General features: G+C 67.3%; 17 protein-coding genes. 6 read left to right on the forward strand and 11 right to left on the reverse strand.

The window, feature by feature from the left end; genetic code table 11:
* The first annotated feature begins 71 nt into the window (after window positions 1-71).
* Window positions 72-812 carry an LmeA family phospholipid-binding protein gene (locus ACQHI0_RS25590; protein ID WP_427904335.1) on the forward strand — a complete coding sequence of 247 codons (741 nt, stop codon included), beginning with the start codon at window positions 72-74 and terminating at the stop codon, window positions 810-812.
* A gap of 26 nt (window positions 813-838) precedes the next feature.
* Here ACQHI0_RS25590 and deoC read toward each other — a convergent pair whose 3' ends face one another.
* A complete protein-coding gene (deoC, locus tag ACQHI0_RS25595; RefSeq protein WP_427904336.1) occupies window positions 839-1,504 on the reverse strand; it encodes a deoxyribose-phosphate aldolase in 666 nt (221 codons plus the stop codon).
* A gap of 117 nt (window positions 1,505-1,621) precedes the next feature.
* Here deoC and ACQHI0_RS25600 point away from each other — a divergent pair, with 117 nt between their 5' ends.
* On the forward strand, window positions 1,622-2,149 hold the full coding sequence (locus ACQHI0_RS25600; RefSeq protein WP_427909296.1) for a GNAT family N-acetyltransferase: 528 nt from the start codon (window positions 1,622-1,624) through the stop codon (window positions 2,147-2,149).
* A 1-nt stretch (window position 2,150) separates the two neighbouring features.
* On the opposite strand, the gene purU is transcribed toward ACQHI0_RS25600, so the two are convergent.
* From purU to ACQHI0_RS25630, 6 genes are all read right to left on the reverse strand, one after another.
* Window positions 2,151-3,041: a formyltetrahydrofolate deformylase gene (gene purU, locus ACQHI0_RS25605; RefSeq protein WP_427904337.1), complete on the reverse strand. Its 891-nt coding sequence runs from the start codon at window positions 3,039-3,041 to the stop codon at window positions 2,151-2,153.
* Between the two features lie 20 nt (window positions 3,042-3,061).
* Complete coding sequence (locus tag ACQHI0_RS25610) at window positions 3,062-4,114, reverse strand: alpha/beta fold hydrolase (RefSeq protein WP_427904338.1); 1,053 nt, start codon at window positions 4,112-4,114, stop codon at window positions 3,062-3,064.
* A 76-nt stretch (window positions 4,115-4,190) separates the two neighbouring features.
* Window positions 4,191-4,496 (reverse strand): DUF2516 family protein, encoded by a 306-nt coding sequence (locus ACQHI0_RS25615; RefSeq protein WP_427904339.1) that lies wholly within the window; start codon window positions 4,494-4,496, stop codon window positions 4,191-4,193.
* Window positions 4,497-4,564: 68 nt separating this feature from the next.
* Window positions 4,565-5,212 carry a heparin-binding hemagglutinin gene (locus tag ACQHI0_RS25620; RefSeq protein ID WP_427904340.1) on the reverse strand — a complete coding sequence of 216 codons (648 nt, stop codon included), beginning with the start codon at window positions 5,210-5,212 and terminating at the stop codon, window positions 4,565-4,567.
* Complete coding sequence (locus ACQHI0_RS25625; protein ID WP_427904341.1) at window positions 5,212-5,658, reverse strand: helix-turn-helix domain-containing protein; 447 nt, start codon at window positions 5,656-5,658, stop codon at window positions 5,212-5,214. The genes ACQHI0_RS25620 and ACQHI0_RS25625 overlap by 1 nt, the downstream gene beginning before the upstream one ends.
* A 134-nt stretch (window positions 5,659-5,792) precedes the next feature.
* The gene (locus tag ACQHI0_RS25630; protein WP_427909297.1) at window positions 5,793-7,049 is read right to left on the reverse strand and encodes a DUF445 domain-containing protein; all 1,257 of its coding nucleotides are present in this window, start codon (window positions 7,047-7,049) and stop codon (window positions 5,793-5,795) included.
* A gap of 310 nt (window positions 7,050-7,359) precedes the next feature.
* Here ACQHI0_RS25630 and ACQHI0_RS25635 point away from each other — a divergent pair, with 310 nt between their 5' ends.
* From ACQHI0_RS25635 to ACQHI0_RS25650, 4 genes are all read left to right on the forward strand, one after another.
* Window positions 7,360-8,073 (forward strand): TetR/AcrR family transcriptional regulator, encoded by a 714-nt coding sequence (locus ACQHI0_RS25635; RefSeq protein ID WP_427909298.1) that lies wholly within the window; start codon window positions 7,360-7,362, stop codon window positions 8,071-8,073.
* A gap of 126 nt (window positions 8,074-8,199) precedes the next feature.
* Window positions 8,200-9,630, forward strand: a complete 1,431-nt coding sequence (locus tag ACQHI0_RS25640) for an ABC1 kinase family protein (protein ID WP_427904342.1) — start codon at window positions 8,200-8,202, stop codon at window positions 9,628-9,630.
* 22 nt (window positions 9,631-9,652) lie between these two features.
* Window positions 9,653-10,897 carry a saccharopine dehydrogenase family protein gene (locus ACQHI0_RS25645; RefSeq protein WP_427904343.1) on the forward strand — a complete coding sequence of 415 codons (1,245 nt, stop codon included), beginning with the start codon at window positions 9,653-9,655 and terminating at the stop codon, window positions 10,895-10,897.
* Window positions 10,894-11,535, forward strand: a complete 642-nt coding sequence (locus ACQHI0_RS25650; RefSeq protein ID WP_427904344.1) for a methyltransferase domain-containing protein — start codon at window positions 10,894-10,896, stop codon at window positions 11,533-11,535. Before ACQHI0_RS25645 ends, ACQHI0_RS25650 begins: the two co-directional genes overlap by 4 nt.
* On the opposite strand, the gene ACQHI0_RS25655 is transcribed toward ACQHI0_RS25650, so the two are convergent.
* The 4 genes from ACQHI0_RS25655 to ACQHI0_RS25670 form a co-directional block, all read right to left on the reverse strand.
* The gene (locus ACQHI0_RS25655) at window positions 11,522-12,088 is read right to left on the reverse strand and encodes a vitamin K epoxide reductase family protein (RefSeq protein WP_427904345.1); all 567 of its coding nucleotides are present in this window, start codon (window positions 12,086-12,088) and stop codon (window positions 11,522-11,524) included. The genes ACQHI0_RS25650 and ACQHI0_RS25655 overlap by 14 nt on opposite strands.
* Window positions 12,085-12,846 (reverse strand): DsbA family protein, encoded by a 762-nt coding sequence (locus ACQHI0_RS25660; protein ID WP_427904346.1) that lies wholly within the window; start codon window positions 12,844-12,846, stop codon window positions 12,085-12,087. The genes ACQHI0_RS25655 and ACQHI0_RS25660 overlap by 4 nt, the downstream gene beginning before the upstream one ends.
* A gap of 83 nt (window positions 12,847-12,929) precedes the next feature.
* Complete coding sequence (locus ACQHI0_RS25665; protein WP_427904347.1) at window positions 12,930-13,775, reverse strand: PPK2 family polyphosphate kinase; 846 nt, start codon at window positions 13,773-13,775, stop codon at window positions 12,930-12,932.
* Between the two features lie 15 nt (window positions 13,776-13,790).
* A complete protein-coding gene (locus ACQHI0_RS25670) occupies window positions 13,791-15,248 on the reverse strand; it encodes an alanine/glycine:cation symporter family protein (protein WP_427904348.1) in 1,458 nt (485 codons plus the stop codon).
* Window positions 15,249-15,293: the final 45 nt, after the last annotated feature.

Consider the following 15,293-nt stretch of genomic DNA (forward strand, 5'->3'; position numbering starts at 1 on the left):
CACATTTTGCTGTGAAGGCTTTCACTCCGTCCTCAGAGCAGACACAGAAAGATCGGGAAGAATCCGATGCCATGACCACGCAGAAGACAACACGCCCCAGGATCGGTCGGCGCCCGCTGGTGATCGCGCTGGCGGTGGTCGCCATCCTGCTGGTCGCGGCCATCGGTGGAACCGAAGCCTATGCCCGGCACAAGATCTCGAACTGCATCAGCGGCGCGTTCGAGCAGGAGATGGGCTCGAGCATCGACGTCGGCTTCGGCCTCCGACCGGTGTTGCTGTCCTATGTGGACGGCAAGGTCGGCTCGCTCACCGTCGACAGTGAGGACAACAAGTTCGGTCCCGCGGTCGGCATGGCGGTGCACGCGAAATTCAACGACATCGAGCTCGTCGACCGCGGTCGCGGGGGCGGCACCATCGGCAGCTCCACCGCCGACGTGACCTGGAACAACGAAGGCATCCGCCAGACCCTCGGCACGATGGTGAGCGGTGTGAGCTCCTCGGCGAGCACCGGCGTGCTGACCCTGGACGTGCTCGGCGGCCTCGCCCAGCTGGAGGTGCAGCCGCTGGTCCGCGACGGCAACATCACGGTGGACACCAAGTCGGCCCAGCTGCTCGGCATCGGCCTGCCCACCGACCTCGTGCAGGGCATCGTCGAAACATTCACGCAGAGCTTGCAGAGCTACCCGCTCGGTCTGCGCGCGCAGGAGGTGAAGGTCACCGATGACGGTGTGACAGTGCACCTCTCGGGCGGCAAGACCTCGCTCGACGCCGCGAGCAACCCGCCCGGTCAGCAGGCCGAGTTCACCTGCTGATCCCGCGCGGCGGCGAAATCCGTTGCCTACTCGGGAAAGCCGTCGAGCACCACGGCGGATTTCGACAGACCGAGCCGGGTAGCACCAGCCTCGATCATCGCCGCGGCGTCCTCGGCGGTGCGGATCCCACCACTGGCCTTCACCCCGAGCCGCCCGCCGACGGTCTCGGCCATCAATCGCACCGCGTGCACGCTCGCCCCGCCCGCGGGATGAAAACCGGTGGAGGTCTTCACGAAATCGGCGCCTGCCCGCTCGGCTGCCCGGCACGCACCGACGATCGCGTCGTCGGTGAGCGCGGCCGATTCGATGATCACCTTGAGCACGGCGCGATCGGCGGTCGCCTCGCGCACGGTGATGATGTCGGCGAGGACGGCATTGAAATCACCGGCCAGCGCGGCACCCACGTCGATCACCATGTCGATCTCGGCGGCGCCCTGGTCGACGGCCAGCCGCGCCTCGGCGCCCTTCACCAGCGAATGATGTTTGCCGGAAGGGAAACCCGCGACGGTCGCCACCACCAGTCCGGGCGCGCGCACGGGCAGCATCGAGGGCGAAAGGCAGATCGCGTAGACCCCGAGCTTGCGTGCCTCGGCGATCAGCGCGTCGACCTCGGCCGGAGTCGCTTCCGGGGCCAGCAGGGTGTGGTCGATCAGGTCGGCCACGGCGGCCCGGGTCAGCGGCGCGGAAGTCATTTCCCGAGCATGGCATACCCGCGGCCGAGTCCAGCGGCGAGGTCGTCGACGTATCCGCCGACATCAGGCCGCGCACATCATTGCGCTCAACTACCCAAATCCTGGACACTTATGCCTGTGCTGATCCGTCGCGAGACCCCAGCGGACGCCGCGGCCATCGCCGCGATCCACCGCGCCGCCTTCGCCCCGCAGTACGCGGGCGACCCGGCCGTCACCGAACCACCCGAATCCGCCCTCGTCGACACGCTACGCACCGACGAGGCCTGGATGCCGACGCTGTCGCTGGTCGCGCTCGAATACGACACCGTCGTCGGGCACATCTGCCTGACCAGGGCCGGGATCGGCCCGTTCCCGGTGCTCGCGCTCGGCCCGCTCGGCGTCGATCCCGAGCATCAGAAGTCCGGCGTCGGCTCGGCGCTGGTCCATGCCGCGCTCGGCGCCGCCGATGCCCTCGACGAATCGGTCGTCGGCCTGGTCGGCGATCCCGATTACTACGCCCGCTTCGGTTTCGTCCCCGGCCCGCGCCTTGGCATCGTGCCCGACGAAGCCGACTGGGCGCCGTACTTCCAGGTGCGCCCGCTCACCGCGTACGACTCCGCAGTCACCGGCGAATTCCGTTACCCCGCACCCTTTTACGACCTCTGAATCACTCGAAGACAACCGTGCGCCGACCGTGCACGAGCACCCGGCCCTCGAGGTGCCAGCGCAGCCCGCGCGCGAGCACGACCCGCTCGATGTCGCGGCCCTGGCGCACCATGTCGCGCACGTCGTCGGCGTGATCGACCCGGATCACGTCCTGCTCGATGATGGGCCCCGCGTCCAGCTCGGCGGTGACGTAATGGCAGGTCGCCCCGATCAGCTTCACCCCGCGCGCGTACGCCTGGTGATAGGGCCGCGCGCCGACGAACGAGGGCAGGAAGCTGTGGTGGATATTGATCGCGCGCCCGGCCCAGTACTCGCACAGCTGCGCGGGCAGCACCTGCATGAAACGGGCGAGCACCACCGCGTGCGGATCGTGGGCGTCGACGAGTTCGCGCACCTGCTCGAAGGCCGGACCACGCTCGGCCGGATCCTTCGGGAACGGCACGTAGTGGAACTTGATCCCGTGCGCCTCGGTCATCCCCGCCAGATCGGGATGGTTGCCGATCACGGCCTCGATGGTGGCGGGCAGCTCACCGGCCTGCGCGCGTCCGAGCAGGTCGTGTAGGCAGTGCCCGTCCTTGCTGACCAGCAGCACCACCCGTCGCGGCGAACCGGAATCGTGGACCTGCCAGTCGGTTTCGGGACCGAACTCGGCGGCCACGTCGGCGAAGCGCCCGCGCAACTCGTCGATCGAGAACGGCACCGTCGAGGCCTTCACGGCCTGCCGGGTGAAGAACCAGCCGATGTCACCGTCGGAGTGGTACCCGGCCTCGGAGATCGAGCCACCGAACTCGGCGATGAACGAGGAGATCCGGGCGATGATGCCCGGCCGGTCCGGGCACCCGAGGGTGAGCACGAATCGGCGGTCGTCCGAGGTCACAGCGGTAGAACTCATCCGCCGATTCTCGCAGGCGGTCAGGCCAGGGCGCGCACGGGCTCGCGGACAGCGGCGAGCACCTCAGCCACTTCGGCATTGAACAGGTCGAAGCGTTCGACATTGCCCAGATGCCCGGTCGGCAGCACCTTGAACCCGGCCAGGGTGCCTGCTTCACGCAGCAGCGCGGCCAGGCGCTCGGCGTGCAGCACCGGGGTCATGTCGTCGCGGTCGCCGGCGAGCACGGTGGTGGGGACCGAGAAATTCTTCGCGTCATCGCCCAGGTGCAGGCCGGTGAGCAGGAATCCGTAGCGCGAGCGCGTCATCATCGGGCAGCCACGCACCACCGAGAGCGCGTAGTCCAGCTTCTCGCGCGAGGTATCGAGGGTCATCACCTGACGGGCGAAGATCCAGCGCACCGGCTTGATCGGCGGCATGACCACCGGGGTGCCGAGGATGAGCTTGCCGAGCCAGTCCGGTGTCGGCATCGACCGGCCGCGGAGAATCCGCAACGGCACATTGAGGCCGGGAACCATGGTCGACACCTCGACCAGCGAGTGCGCGCCGGTATTGGTGAGGATCACCGCGGCGGCCTGCTCGGCGACCCGCTCGGGGTAGCGACCGGCCCAGGCGATCAGCGTCATCCCGCCCATGCTGTGCCCGGCGAGCACCGCACGCTGACCCGGCAGCAGGACGGCGTCGAGTACGTCGCACAGGTCGTCGGCGAGCAGATTCGTGCTCGGCTTGGCGTACCCGTTGGTGCTCTCGCCGTGGCCGCGCTGGTCGTAGGCGACCACGCGGTACTCGCCGGCGAAGGCGTTGATCTGGGCGTTCCAGTATTCGAGGGAACAGGTCCAGCCGTGCGCGAACACGATGACGGGCGCGTCGACCGGGCCGTAGGCGTGCACCCGAAGGCGGGCGCCGTCGGCGGTGACCACCGGGATCACGTCGTGTGGCATCCGCGGCGGATCGAAGGCCGCGATCCCGTGCGAGCGGGTCCGCAGGTCGGCCCGGTGGGCCGCCAGCACGGTCTTGACCACGGTGGACGCCTGATCGACCAGGTTCACCAGAGCCGTCGGCAACGTTGCGCGCATCGGCACACTCCTTCGTGTTACTGCTAGATACAGTAACACTGCGTACCACGCACCCGCGAGCCCTTCGACGAGCTATTTACCAGCGCGGGCCGCGCTGCACCTCGTCGACCTTCGGCCGCACGTCGGCCAGATACACACCGGTCGCGACGATGCCGATGATCGCGATGAATCCCAGCCCACCCGCCCCGAGCAGCAGGAACACCAGCGCGCCGCCGAGAATGGCCAACCAGATCGGCTTGCTCAACTTGTCGACCGCGGTGAAGGCATCCGAACGCTGCCGGATCGCGTGAATGAGCGCGAACACCGTCGCACCGAGGGCGCAGACCCACAGGACCAGCAGAATCAGCGAGGTCAACCCATTCACAATGTTCACGCCTCCCATCATACGAACAGCGGCCCCGCACACACAGGGTGTACGGGGCCGCTGTCAGCGGTGATGCGCGAAGGCTGTCAGACCTTCTTCGGCGCGGCTGCCTTCTTCGCCGGAGCCTTCTTGGCCGGAGCGGCCTTCTTGGCGGCCGGAGCCTTGGCCGGAGTGGTCTCGTCGGTGACGGCGACGACCTCGGCCTCGACAACAGCCTCGACCTTGTCGGCCACAGCCTCGGCCTCGGCCTTGCCACGGCCCAGCAGGTCGTTGACCTTGGTCAGGGCATCCTCGGCGCGAGCCGAGGCATCCTTGTAAAGGGTCTCGACGCGGCCGATCTGCTCGTCGACGGCCTGGTTGGCACGCAGCCGGTCGACGGTCTCCTCGCCGCGCACGGCGAGATCGGCGTAGATGTCGAGCGCCTGGCGGTAGTACTGCTCGGCCAGCTTGCGCAGCTCTTCGGGGGTGAACTTCTCGCGCAGCTCGGCGAGGTCCTCCGGCAGCTCCGACGGCAGGCCGGAGATGCGGTCACGCAGGGTGTCGAACTGGGCCTGCACGTCGGCGGGCACGTTCGCGATGCGCTCGCGGGCCTCTTCGACGCGGGCCTTGGCATCGGTGGCGACAACGCGGCCACGGACGTCGGCGACAACGTCGTTCACGGCGGCGTAGATGGCGTCACCGGCGCCGACGGTGGCGAACAGCGGCTTGGACACAGTGGCGGTCTTCTCGGTCATCAGTCTTCATTCTCCTGGTGTGGCGGAGTGTCAGTTGTCGTGAGCGAAACGTCACTGTCTCGCTCGGTCCCCCCTGAGCCGGTCTCTTCCCCGTTTTCCCGGCGAAACGACTCATAGATTTCCAGCAACACCTGTTTCTGCCGCTCGGATACCGAGGTATCGGCGAGCAGGGCGTCACGGACCGGGCTGTGCGGACGCTGTTCCAGAAATCCTGCCCGCACATACAACACCTCCGAGGAAACCCGCAGTGCCTTGGCGATCTGCGCGAGTACTTCGGCGGAGGGATTACGTAATCCGCGTTCGATTTGGCTCAGGTACGGATTACTCACCCCCGCCAGAGCGGCGAGCTGACGCAGGGACACCTGCGCGCCTTCGCGCTGTGCCCTGATGAAACCTCCGATATCTTGAGCCGCGTGCGCTACACGACTCTCGGGTTGGTCTGTCATCGCTCACCTTCTGGCGTTGTAAGGCCAATACTAGAACAGGGTGCTAACTATTGCAAGCACTACAGTTAGCACTTGGTCGGCTAACCGTCACTCAACCCCGCTGACCAGCTGTGTTCAGCCCAGCTGACACCTACTCAGTGGAACAGCAGCTGCGAGATCGTGTAGATGGCAAGGCCGGCGAGCGAGCCGACGACCGTGCCGTTGATCCTGATGAACTGCAGATCCCGGCCGACCTGCAATTCGATCTTCCGGCTCGCCTCGTCGGCGTCCCAGCGCGCGACCGTCTCGGTCACCAGTGTCGTGATCTCCGCGGAGTAGTTTCCGACCAGATAGCGAGCACCGCGGTCGATCCACCCGTCCACTTTGCCACGCATCGCCGGATCGTCACGCAGTCGCTCACCGAGCTGTTGCACATTCTCGGCCACCTTGCGACGAAGCGTGGAATCCGGATCATCGGCCGACTCCAAGATCAACCGTTTCGCCGCCCGCCAGGTGGCCTCGGCCATTCCGGTGATCTGCTCGCGGCCCATGATCTCGGCCTTCACCTTCTCCGCCTTGGCGATCATCGCGTCGTCGTGCTGCAGGTCCTCGGCGAAATCCTGCAGAAAGCGATCGGCCGCCCGGCGCAATTCATGATCGGGATCGGAGCGCACCTTCCAGGTGAACTCGACGAGTTCCCGATAAATTCGCTCGGAAAGCAACGTGTTGACGAATTTCGGCGCCCACTGCGGCGCATCGCGCACCACGATCCGGTCGATCGTGTCCTGCGAACCGAGCGCCCACTGATGCGCGCGCTCGGCCAGCAGATCGATCAGCGGCCGCTGCCGGTTGTCGGCGATCAGTTCCGAGAGCACCCGCCCCAGCGGCGGCCCCCACAGCGGCTCGGCGATCCGTTTGACGATGGTGTTGTCGATGATCTCCTCGACGTCCTCGTCGCGCAGGGTGTTCACCACCGCGGTGAGGATCGTCGCGCTCTCCTGCGCCACCCGGGCCGCGTGCCCCGGATCGGCCATCCAGCGGCCGACGCGCAGCGAGATCTGCGCCGCGTCGAGGCGGGCCGAGACCACGTCGGGGGCGAGGAAGTTGGTGCCGACGAAGGCGCCGAGGCTCTCGCCGAGCTGGTCCTTCTTCTTGCGGATGATCGCGGTGTGCGGGATCGGCAGCCCCAGCGGGTGCTTGAACAGCGCGGTGACCGCGAACCAGTCGGCCAGCGCGCCGACCATGCCCGCCTCCGAGGCCGCGCGCACATAGCCCACCCACTCGCCGCCGCCGCCGCGCGATTCGAGCCAGCGGCACAGCAGGTAGATCACACTGGCCACCACCAGGAAACCGGTCGCCAGCGCCTTCATCTTGAACAGGTCGCGTTTCTTGCCCGCCTCGTCGGTCAGCATCGCGAAGCCGGCGGCCTGCGTGGCGGTCTCGGTGCGCGGCGTGAGAACCGCCGTGTTGCCGGGAGATTTCTCCATAGCCCCCATTCTGCTGTGCGCGCGGCGAGTGTGCCGCCGCCAACCCCGCGTGGCGCCGCCCACGACACGGTGAACCGCCTGGTTTGGCGTACGCGCGGGTACCCAGCGAAGTGTGGTAAATGCCCCAACGTGGGCCAAAGGAGCGCCACCCCACACCGGCGCGCCTAAGCTGTTGTGCAGAGACGCCAACATCGATCACAAGGGGGCTGTTCTGTCCACCGAAGACCTTGTCGAGATCGGCGAGCAGTCGAGCCGAGCACCTGTGCGCGGCGGCGGCCAGGCCGACGGCCGCAAACGTCGGTGGCGACAGCACAAGATCGACCGCCGCGAAGAACTGGTCGACGGCACCCTCAACGCCATCCGCGCCCGCGGCAGCCAGGCGGGCATGGACGAGATCGCCACCGAGATCGGCGTGTCCAAGACCGTCCTGTACCGCTACTTCGCGGACAAGAACGACCTGGTCCACGCCACCATGCAGCGCTTCATCGAAACCACGTTGCTGCCCCGGGTCTACGGCGCGATCAGCCTCGATGCCGACGAGTACCAGCTCGTGCGCGCCGCGATGACCGAATACGTCGGCACCGTCGACGACGACCCCGAGGTCTACCGCTTCATCATGAGCAATTCCGCGGGCGACAAGTCCTCGCTCGCGGAGTTCGAGCGGCTCTTCGCCGAGGTGGTCACCACAGTGCTGGTCGACCGGGCCGGCGACAAGGGCGTGCGCACCGACGGCGCGATGTTGTGGTCCTACGTGCTGGTCGGCGGCATCCAGCTGGCCACGCACTGGTGGACGACGACCGAGAAGGCCATGCCCCGCCAGGACGTCATCGACTACCTGACGATGATGGCGTGGAGCGCGCTCGAGGGCATCGTGCGCGCCGGCGGCTCACCGGCGTACTTCACCGCCCAGCCGCACCTCTTCCCCGAAGTCCCCACGCAGCTGCCCTGACCGGCACTTTCATCCACTAGCGGGAGCCGGGCTCGACAACGCCGCACGGTTGGCTACGCTGAACCCGGGCGGGACGCTGTGGCTTGTGTCACCGCCGTGCGCGTCGGCACCAACGGAGGTATCTCGATGGCGAAGAACGTGCCGACTTCCCGGCTTGCCCGCGGGACGAAGCTGGGGGCGGTCGCGGCGGGGTCGGTTATCCGCTCGAAGAAGACCAGGCTATCGATGCGCGGCCGTTCGGAGGCGGTCCGCGCGCGGATGGCCGAGGAGTCGATGATCCGCACCACCGAACAGGTGGTCATGGTGCTCGGCACCATGAAGGGCGTGGCCATGAAGCTGGGCCAGATGATGTCGGTGCTGGATCTGGATCTGGTGCCGGAGAACCATCGCGAGCGTTTCCAGCAGCGCCTCGCGGTCTTGCGCGATGCGGCGCCGACGGTGTCGTTCGAGTCCATGCGCGCGGTGATCGAGCAGGATTTCGGTGCCCCGCTGGCGGAGATCTTCGCCGAATTCGATGCGGAGCCGATCGCCGCCGCCTCGATCGGCCAGGTCTACCGGGCCACCCTGCACGACGGTCGCGCTGTCGCGGTGAAGGTTCAGTACCCCGGCGTCGACGCCGCGGTGCGCGCGGATCTGAAGAACCTCACCATGTTCCGCCGGGTGCTGGCCTCGGCGATGCCGTGGATCACCCCCGCGGTGCTCGACGAGCTCAAACTCAATATGGAGAGCGAGCTCGACTACCAGGCCGAAGCCGCCACCCAGGCCGAGATCGCGCACCTGTACCGCGAACACCCGTTCATCGTGGTGCCCTCCTCGGTGCCGGAGCTCTCGACCACCCGCGTGCTGGTCAGCGAGTTCATCGACGGCGACGGCTTCGACGCGATCCGGAAAATGCCTACCGCGACACGTGATCGGGTCGGCGAGATCATCTACCGCTTCTATGTCGGCTCGCTGTTCAGCTTCAACGAGTTCTGTGGCGACCCGCATCCGGGCAATGTGCTGCTCGCCAGGGACGGCCGGGTCGCCTTCCTCGACTTCGGGCTGTTCAACCGGATGGACCCCAAGCTGGTCGGATTCGAAATCCAGTGCCTGCGCGCGGCCGCGGAGGATCGCGCGGAAGACCTGCGGCAGTTGATGATCGATCGCGGCGTGATCGACTCACCCGAGGAGATCGGCGCCGAGGAATGCCTCGAATACGTGCTCGCCGCCTCGGAATGGTGTCTGGTCGACGAGGAACTCACCATCACCCCCGAACTGGCCAGCGGCGCGTTCCTGCTCGCCGTCGACCCGAGGGCCAGCGAGTTCACCGGCATGAAGCAGCAGAACCTGCCGCCGGAACACCTGTTCTCCCGCCGCGCCGACTTCCTCACCTTCGGCATGCTCGGGCAGCTCGACAGCACCAACAACTGGCATTCGATCGCCAGGGAATGGCTCTACGGCGATCCGCCGGTCACCGAACTCGGCCTGGCCCACCGTGATTGGCTCGCCACCCATCCACCGAAGCCGGTGAAGAAGACTCGCGCCCGCAAGGCGAGCGCACCAGCCACCAAGCCCTGATCATCTTTTCGAAAGGCGCGTCATGCCGCAGCACCGCGAGTTCGACCTGATCCTGTTCGGCGCAACAGGTTTCGTCGGCAAGCTCACCGCTGAATACCTGCTCACCGCGGCCCCGGCCGACGCCAGGATCGCCCTGGCCGGTCGCTCGGCGAGCAAGCTCGCCGCCACCCGCGACGAGCTCGGTCCGGCCGCCGCGACATGGGAACTCGTCGTCGCCGATTCCAGCGATCCCGCCTCGCTTGCCGCGCTGGCCGAGCGCACCAAGGTCGTGGTCACCACCGTCGGCCCGTACCTGCGCTACGGCATGCCGCTGGTCGGCGCGTGCGCCGCGGCGGGCACCCACTACGCCGACCTCACCGGCGAGCCGCTGTTCATTCACGACGCCATCGAGAAGTACGAGCAGACCGCGGTCGACTCGGGCGCCAAGATCGTGAATTCCTGTGGCTACGACTCGATTCCGTCGGATCTGAGCGTGTACGAGATCTACCGCGCCACCCTCGCCGACGACACCGGCGAGCTAGAGGACACCACCCTGGTCGCCTACCTCAAGGGCGGCATGAGCGGCGGCACCATCGATTCCGGGCGCGCCATGATGGAGGACATCGCGGCCGACTCCGCGCGCGGCAAGATCCTGGCCCACCCGTACTCGCTGAGCCCGGACCGCAGCATGGAACCCGATGTCGGCCGCCAGTCCGATCAGGCGCTGGCCCGCGCCGACAGCATCGACCCCAGCCTGGACGGCTGGGTCACCACGTTCGTGATGGCCTCGCACAACACCAAGGTCGTGCGCCGCACCAACGGCCTGCTCGGCTGGGCCTACGGCAAGCAGTTCCGCTACCGCGAGGTGATGAACGCGGGCACCTCGGCCGCCGCACCACTGGTCGCCGCGGGTATCGCGGGCGGCCTCGTGGCCGGCATGGCCTCGGGCGCAGTCCTTTCGAGGGTTTCGCTCGGCCGCAAGCTGCTCGACCGGATCCTGCCGAAGCCCGGCACCGGCCCCGACGAGAAGGCCCGCCGCAGTGGGTGGTTCACCATGAAGACCTTCGCGCGCACCAGCTCCGGTGCCAAGTACCAGGCCACCTTCTCCGGCACCGGCGACCCCGGCTACCAGGCCACCGCCGTGCTGCTCGGCCAGAGCGGCCTGAGCCTGGCCTTCGACACCCTGCCCGAGCGCGCCGGCGTGCTCACCCCCGCGTCCGCGATGGGCGAGGCGCTCACCGAGCGGCTGCGCGCGGCGGGCATGACCATCGAGGTCGCGCGACTGTGAATCTCGCCCGCAAGACGATGAACGCCCCGGCGCTGGCGGCGGTGTACGAGCACGCGTGGCGACCCACGCTGTTCTACCTCGCCAGCGGCCGGACCACCGGCACCGACCGCCGCGACGCGGTCGACACCCTGCGCCTGAGCGGCCCCATGAAGGTGCTCGACTTGGCATGCGGCCCAGGCAATTTCACCCGTTACCTCAGCGAGTATCTGACCAAGGGCGGCTTCGTCACCGGCCTGGACTACTCGGCGCCGATGCTGGCCAAGGCCGCAAACGACAACGCGAGCCCCCGCGTCGGCTACGTCCGCGGCGACGCCCGCATCCTGCCCTTCGCCGACGGAACCTTCGACGCCGTCTGCTGTTTCGGCGCTCTCTACCTGATCCCCGATCCGCTGGTCGCCACCCGCGAGATGATCCGCGTCCTCGCCCCCGGCGGCCGCATCGCGATCAGCACCAGCTACGCCGAGGACAATCTCTTCGGCTCGGCGAGCAGCCTTGCCGCGAGCCTGAGCGGCCTTCGCCTGTTCGACCGCGACACCTTCCCGAAGCTGTTCGCCAGGGCGGGCCTGACCGAAATCGACCAGCGGGTCCACCGTTTCATGCAGTACGTGGACGCCACCAAGCCGCTCACACCAAGCTGAGCCAGTAGTCCTGGAACTTCAGGAACACCAGCAGCAGCACCACCGCGTAGAACACCACGACCAGGGTCCAGCGCCATTCGGCGAGGATCCCCATCACCCCGCGCGAGCGGCCCCACACCTCCTGCGTGGTCACCGCGAACAGCACCGGCACCGCCACCCACACCACCATGCAGTACGGGCACAGCGCGTTGATCCGGTACAGGCTCTGGAAGATCAGCCAGCACAGCCCGGCGATGCCGAGCACGGTGCCGAGCCACAGCCCGCCCCAGATCCAGCGCGGGAACCCGACACCGACCACCGACAGCACAGCGAGGGTCACCACCACCGAGAACCCGACGACGCCGATCAGCGGGTTGGGGAAACCGAAGACCGCGGCCTGGTCGGTCTTCATGATCGACCCACACGACAGCACCGAGTTGATGCTGCACGAGGTGACGTAGTCCGGGTCGACGAACAGTTTGAACCGTTCGACGGTGAGCGTGAACGACGCCAGCCAGCCCGCCAGCCCGGCGATCAGCAGCAGCCAGGCCGAGCGGGCGGGGGCGGTGATCACTTCGCCGCGTCAGCGATCACGGCGGCGAGGCCGTTCTCGGTGAAGATCGCGTCGGACTGGTTCAGCTGGCCGTTGATGAACACCGACGGCGTCGACTCCACGCCGCTCTGCAGCGTGGTCTGGGTGACCTGCTGGATGTAGTCGTTGTACGGCTTGTCGTTGATGCAGGTCGCCACGGCGGGATCGGTGTAGCCGACGTCGGTGGCGATCTGGATGAGCTCGTCGTTGCTGAGGCCGGCACCGCCCTCGGCGGGCTGCTTTTCGAACATGGTCTGCAGCCAGGACTGGTACTTCGTCGTATCGGACTTGGCCACGCAGAACGACGCGTTGGCCGCGCGCGAGGAGTACTGGTTGGTGGAGGCCTTGTCGAGGAACGAGATGATCTGGTACTCGACGGAGGCGGTGCCATCGGCGGCGGCCTTGGCCAGCGCTTCCCCGTTGGCGGCCTCGAACTTCTGGCAGGCCGGGCACTGCAGGTCGGCGACGACGCGCACCTTGACCTTGGCGTCGGGATTGCCGATCACGACCGTGCCGGTATCGGTGACCGCCCCGCCCGTCGCGGGCAGCTGTGCCGCCGACGTGGTCGCCGCTTCGGTGTCTTTATCGGACTGCTTCACCGCGATACCGACGCCGATGGCCGCGACCAGCGCGACCAGCACCGCGGCGACGCCGACCTGGATCGCGATCTTGCGCTTCTTGTCGGCCGCCTCTGCCGCCGCCAGCGGATTCTTGCCCGAGGGCCTGTTGCCCGTGCTCACCGTCGTCACACGCCTTTCGCTAGTTGGCTCCCCACCACCGAACATCATGCGGGCCGAACCTGAGAGTTTCCGCAAAGCTCGATTCAGGACTCGTCGAGTCGGCGAAGCTGCTCGGCGATATCGAAGTCGGCGGGTGGCCAGTCCAATTTCAGCTGGGCGAGCGCGGCGATCAGCAACTCGGTGATCGCCAGGCGCGCGTACCACTTGTGGTCCGACGGCAGCACGTACCAGGGCGCGTAGTCGGTGTTGGTGCGGTCGAGAACGGCCTGGTAGGCCTTCTGATATTCGGGCCAGTAGGCGCGTTCGGTGATGTCGGAGGGGTTGAATTTCCAGTACTTGTCCGGGCGTTCCAGCCGTTCGCGCAGCCGGCGTTTCTGTTCGTCGAGGGAGACGAACATGGCCACCTTCACAATGGTGGTGCCCGCGTCGGCGGCCTCCTTCTCGAAGGTGTTGATCTGGTCGTAGCGCTGTTCCCACTCCGCCTGCGGCACGAGGTCGTGCACCCGCACCACCAGCACGTCCTCGTACTGGGAGCGGTCGAACACGCCGATCTGACCGTGCGCGGGCAGTTTGTTGCGAATCCGCCACAGGAAGTCGTGTTGGGACTCCAGCTCGGTCGGCACGCCGAAGGACGCGTGGTCGACGCCCTGCGGGTCGACCGAGCCGATGACGTGCCGCACGATTCCGCCCTTGCCCGCGGTGTCCATGCCCTGCAGGATCAGCAGCACACTGCGCTGGCCGCCGGTGCGACCGTGCGCGAACAGCTTCTCCTGCAACACCGAAAGCACCGTCGCCCGTTCGGCGAGCAGCTGCTTGCCCAGACGCTTGTCGCCGGCGAATCCCGGCGTGCTCGAGGTGTCCAGATCGGCGACGCGCAGACCGTCGGCGCGCAGTGCGACATCAGCCGGCTCGGTCCATTGTTTCGCCATTTCCCATGCCTACCACTAGTGAGTGGGTTTACCGGGCAAGCTCGACGCAATCGTTGCCTGCCAGCACTGCACACCCGCCGGGTCGGCGATGTCGGCGCTGTGCAGATAGACGGGGTCTTTGCCCGCGGCGCGCTGGGCGCGGTAGTCGGCGAGCAGACGGAACGCGACGGCGCCGAGCGGGATGATCGCGGCCAGGTTGACCAGCGCCATCACGCCCATGAACACATCGGCCAGGTTCCAGATCAGGCTCACCGAGCCCAGCGCGCCGCCGAAAACGGCCACCAGCACCAACACTCGAAAGACCGTGAGCACCTGGGGGCGGGTGGTGATGAACTCGATGTTGGAGCGACCGTAGTAGAAATTGCCGATCATCGAGCTGAACGCGAGCATGAACACCACCGCCGTGAGTACATGGCCAGCCCAGGTGCCGAGTGATGTCTGCAGCGCGTTCTGGGTGAGGTCGGCGCTGCGTCGCTCGGACAGGTCGGGGTCGCTGGTCAGGATGATGAACGCGGTGATCGAGCAGATCAGCAGGGTGTCGAAGTAGACGCCGAGCGACTGCACCAGCCCCTGTTTCACCGGATGTGAGACATCCGCGGCCGCAGCGGCATTCGGAGCCGAGCCCAGACCGGCCTCGTTGGAGAACATGCCGCGCCGGATCCCCTGCGTGATGGCGACACCGATGCCACCGCCGACCACCTCGCGCAGCCCGAACGCCCCGCCGACGATATCGGCGAACACGCGCGGCAGATCGTCGATGTTCAACGCGACCACCGCGATGCCGAGCACCAGGTACGCCAAGGCCATCACCGGGACGAGCACCTCGGTGATGTGGCTGATCCGGCGCACCCCGCCAAAGATCACCAGCCCGAGCAGGACCACCAAACCGAGCCCGATCAGCGGGGCATACCAGCCACCGTCGAGCTCCGCGAGCGAGACGCGGCTGGTGGCCACGATGGTGTTGGCCTGCACGGCGTTGAACACGAACCCGAAGGTCACGGTGATGATCACCGCGAACGCCAACCCCTGCCACCGACGGCGCAGCCCGTGCTCCATGTAGTAGGCGGGACCGCCGCGAAAGGTCCCCGGCTCGCTCTCGCGCCGCTTGTAGAGCTGAGCGAGCGTGGATTCCACGAATGCCGACGCGGCACCGACCGTGGCCATCGCCCACATCCAGAACACCGCCCCCGGCCCACCGACACTGATCGCGGTCGCGACCCCCGCGATATTGCCGGTCCCCACCCGCGCCGCCGCGGAAATACTGAACGCCCCGAACGCCGACACCGATTTCTTCCCGTCGGCCGCCGTCGGCCCCTTCTCCGTGACCACCCGGAACATTTCGGGCAGCATCCGCACCTGCACCACACCACTGCGCACGGTGAAGTACAGCCCGGCGACGAGGACGAGCGGAATCAGCAGCCAGTTCCAGAAAGCATCATTGACATCGACGATCACCGAGTTCAGGGTGTCCATCCGCCGAACGCTACCGCCGCACCGCACGCCAACCCCTCAACCCAC

The sequence above is a fragment of the Nocardia sp. FBN12 genome, assembly GCF_050320175.1.
GTDB lineage: Bacteria > Actinomycetota > Actinomycetes > Mycobacteriales > Mycobacteriaceae > Nocardia.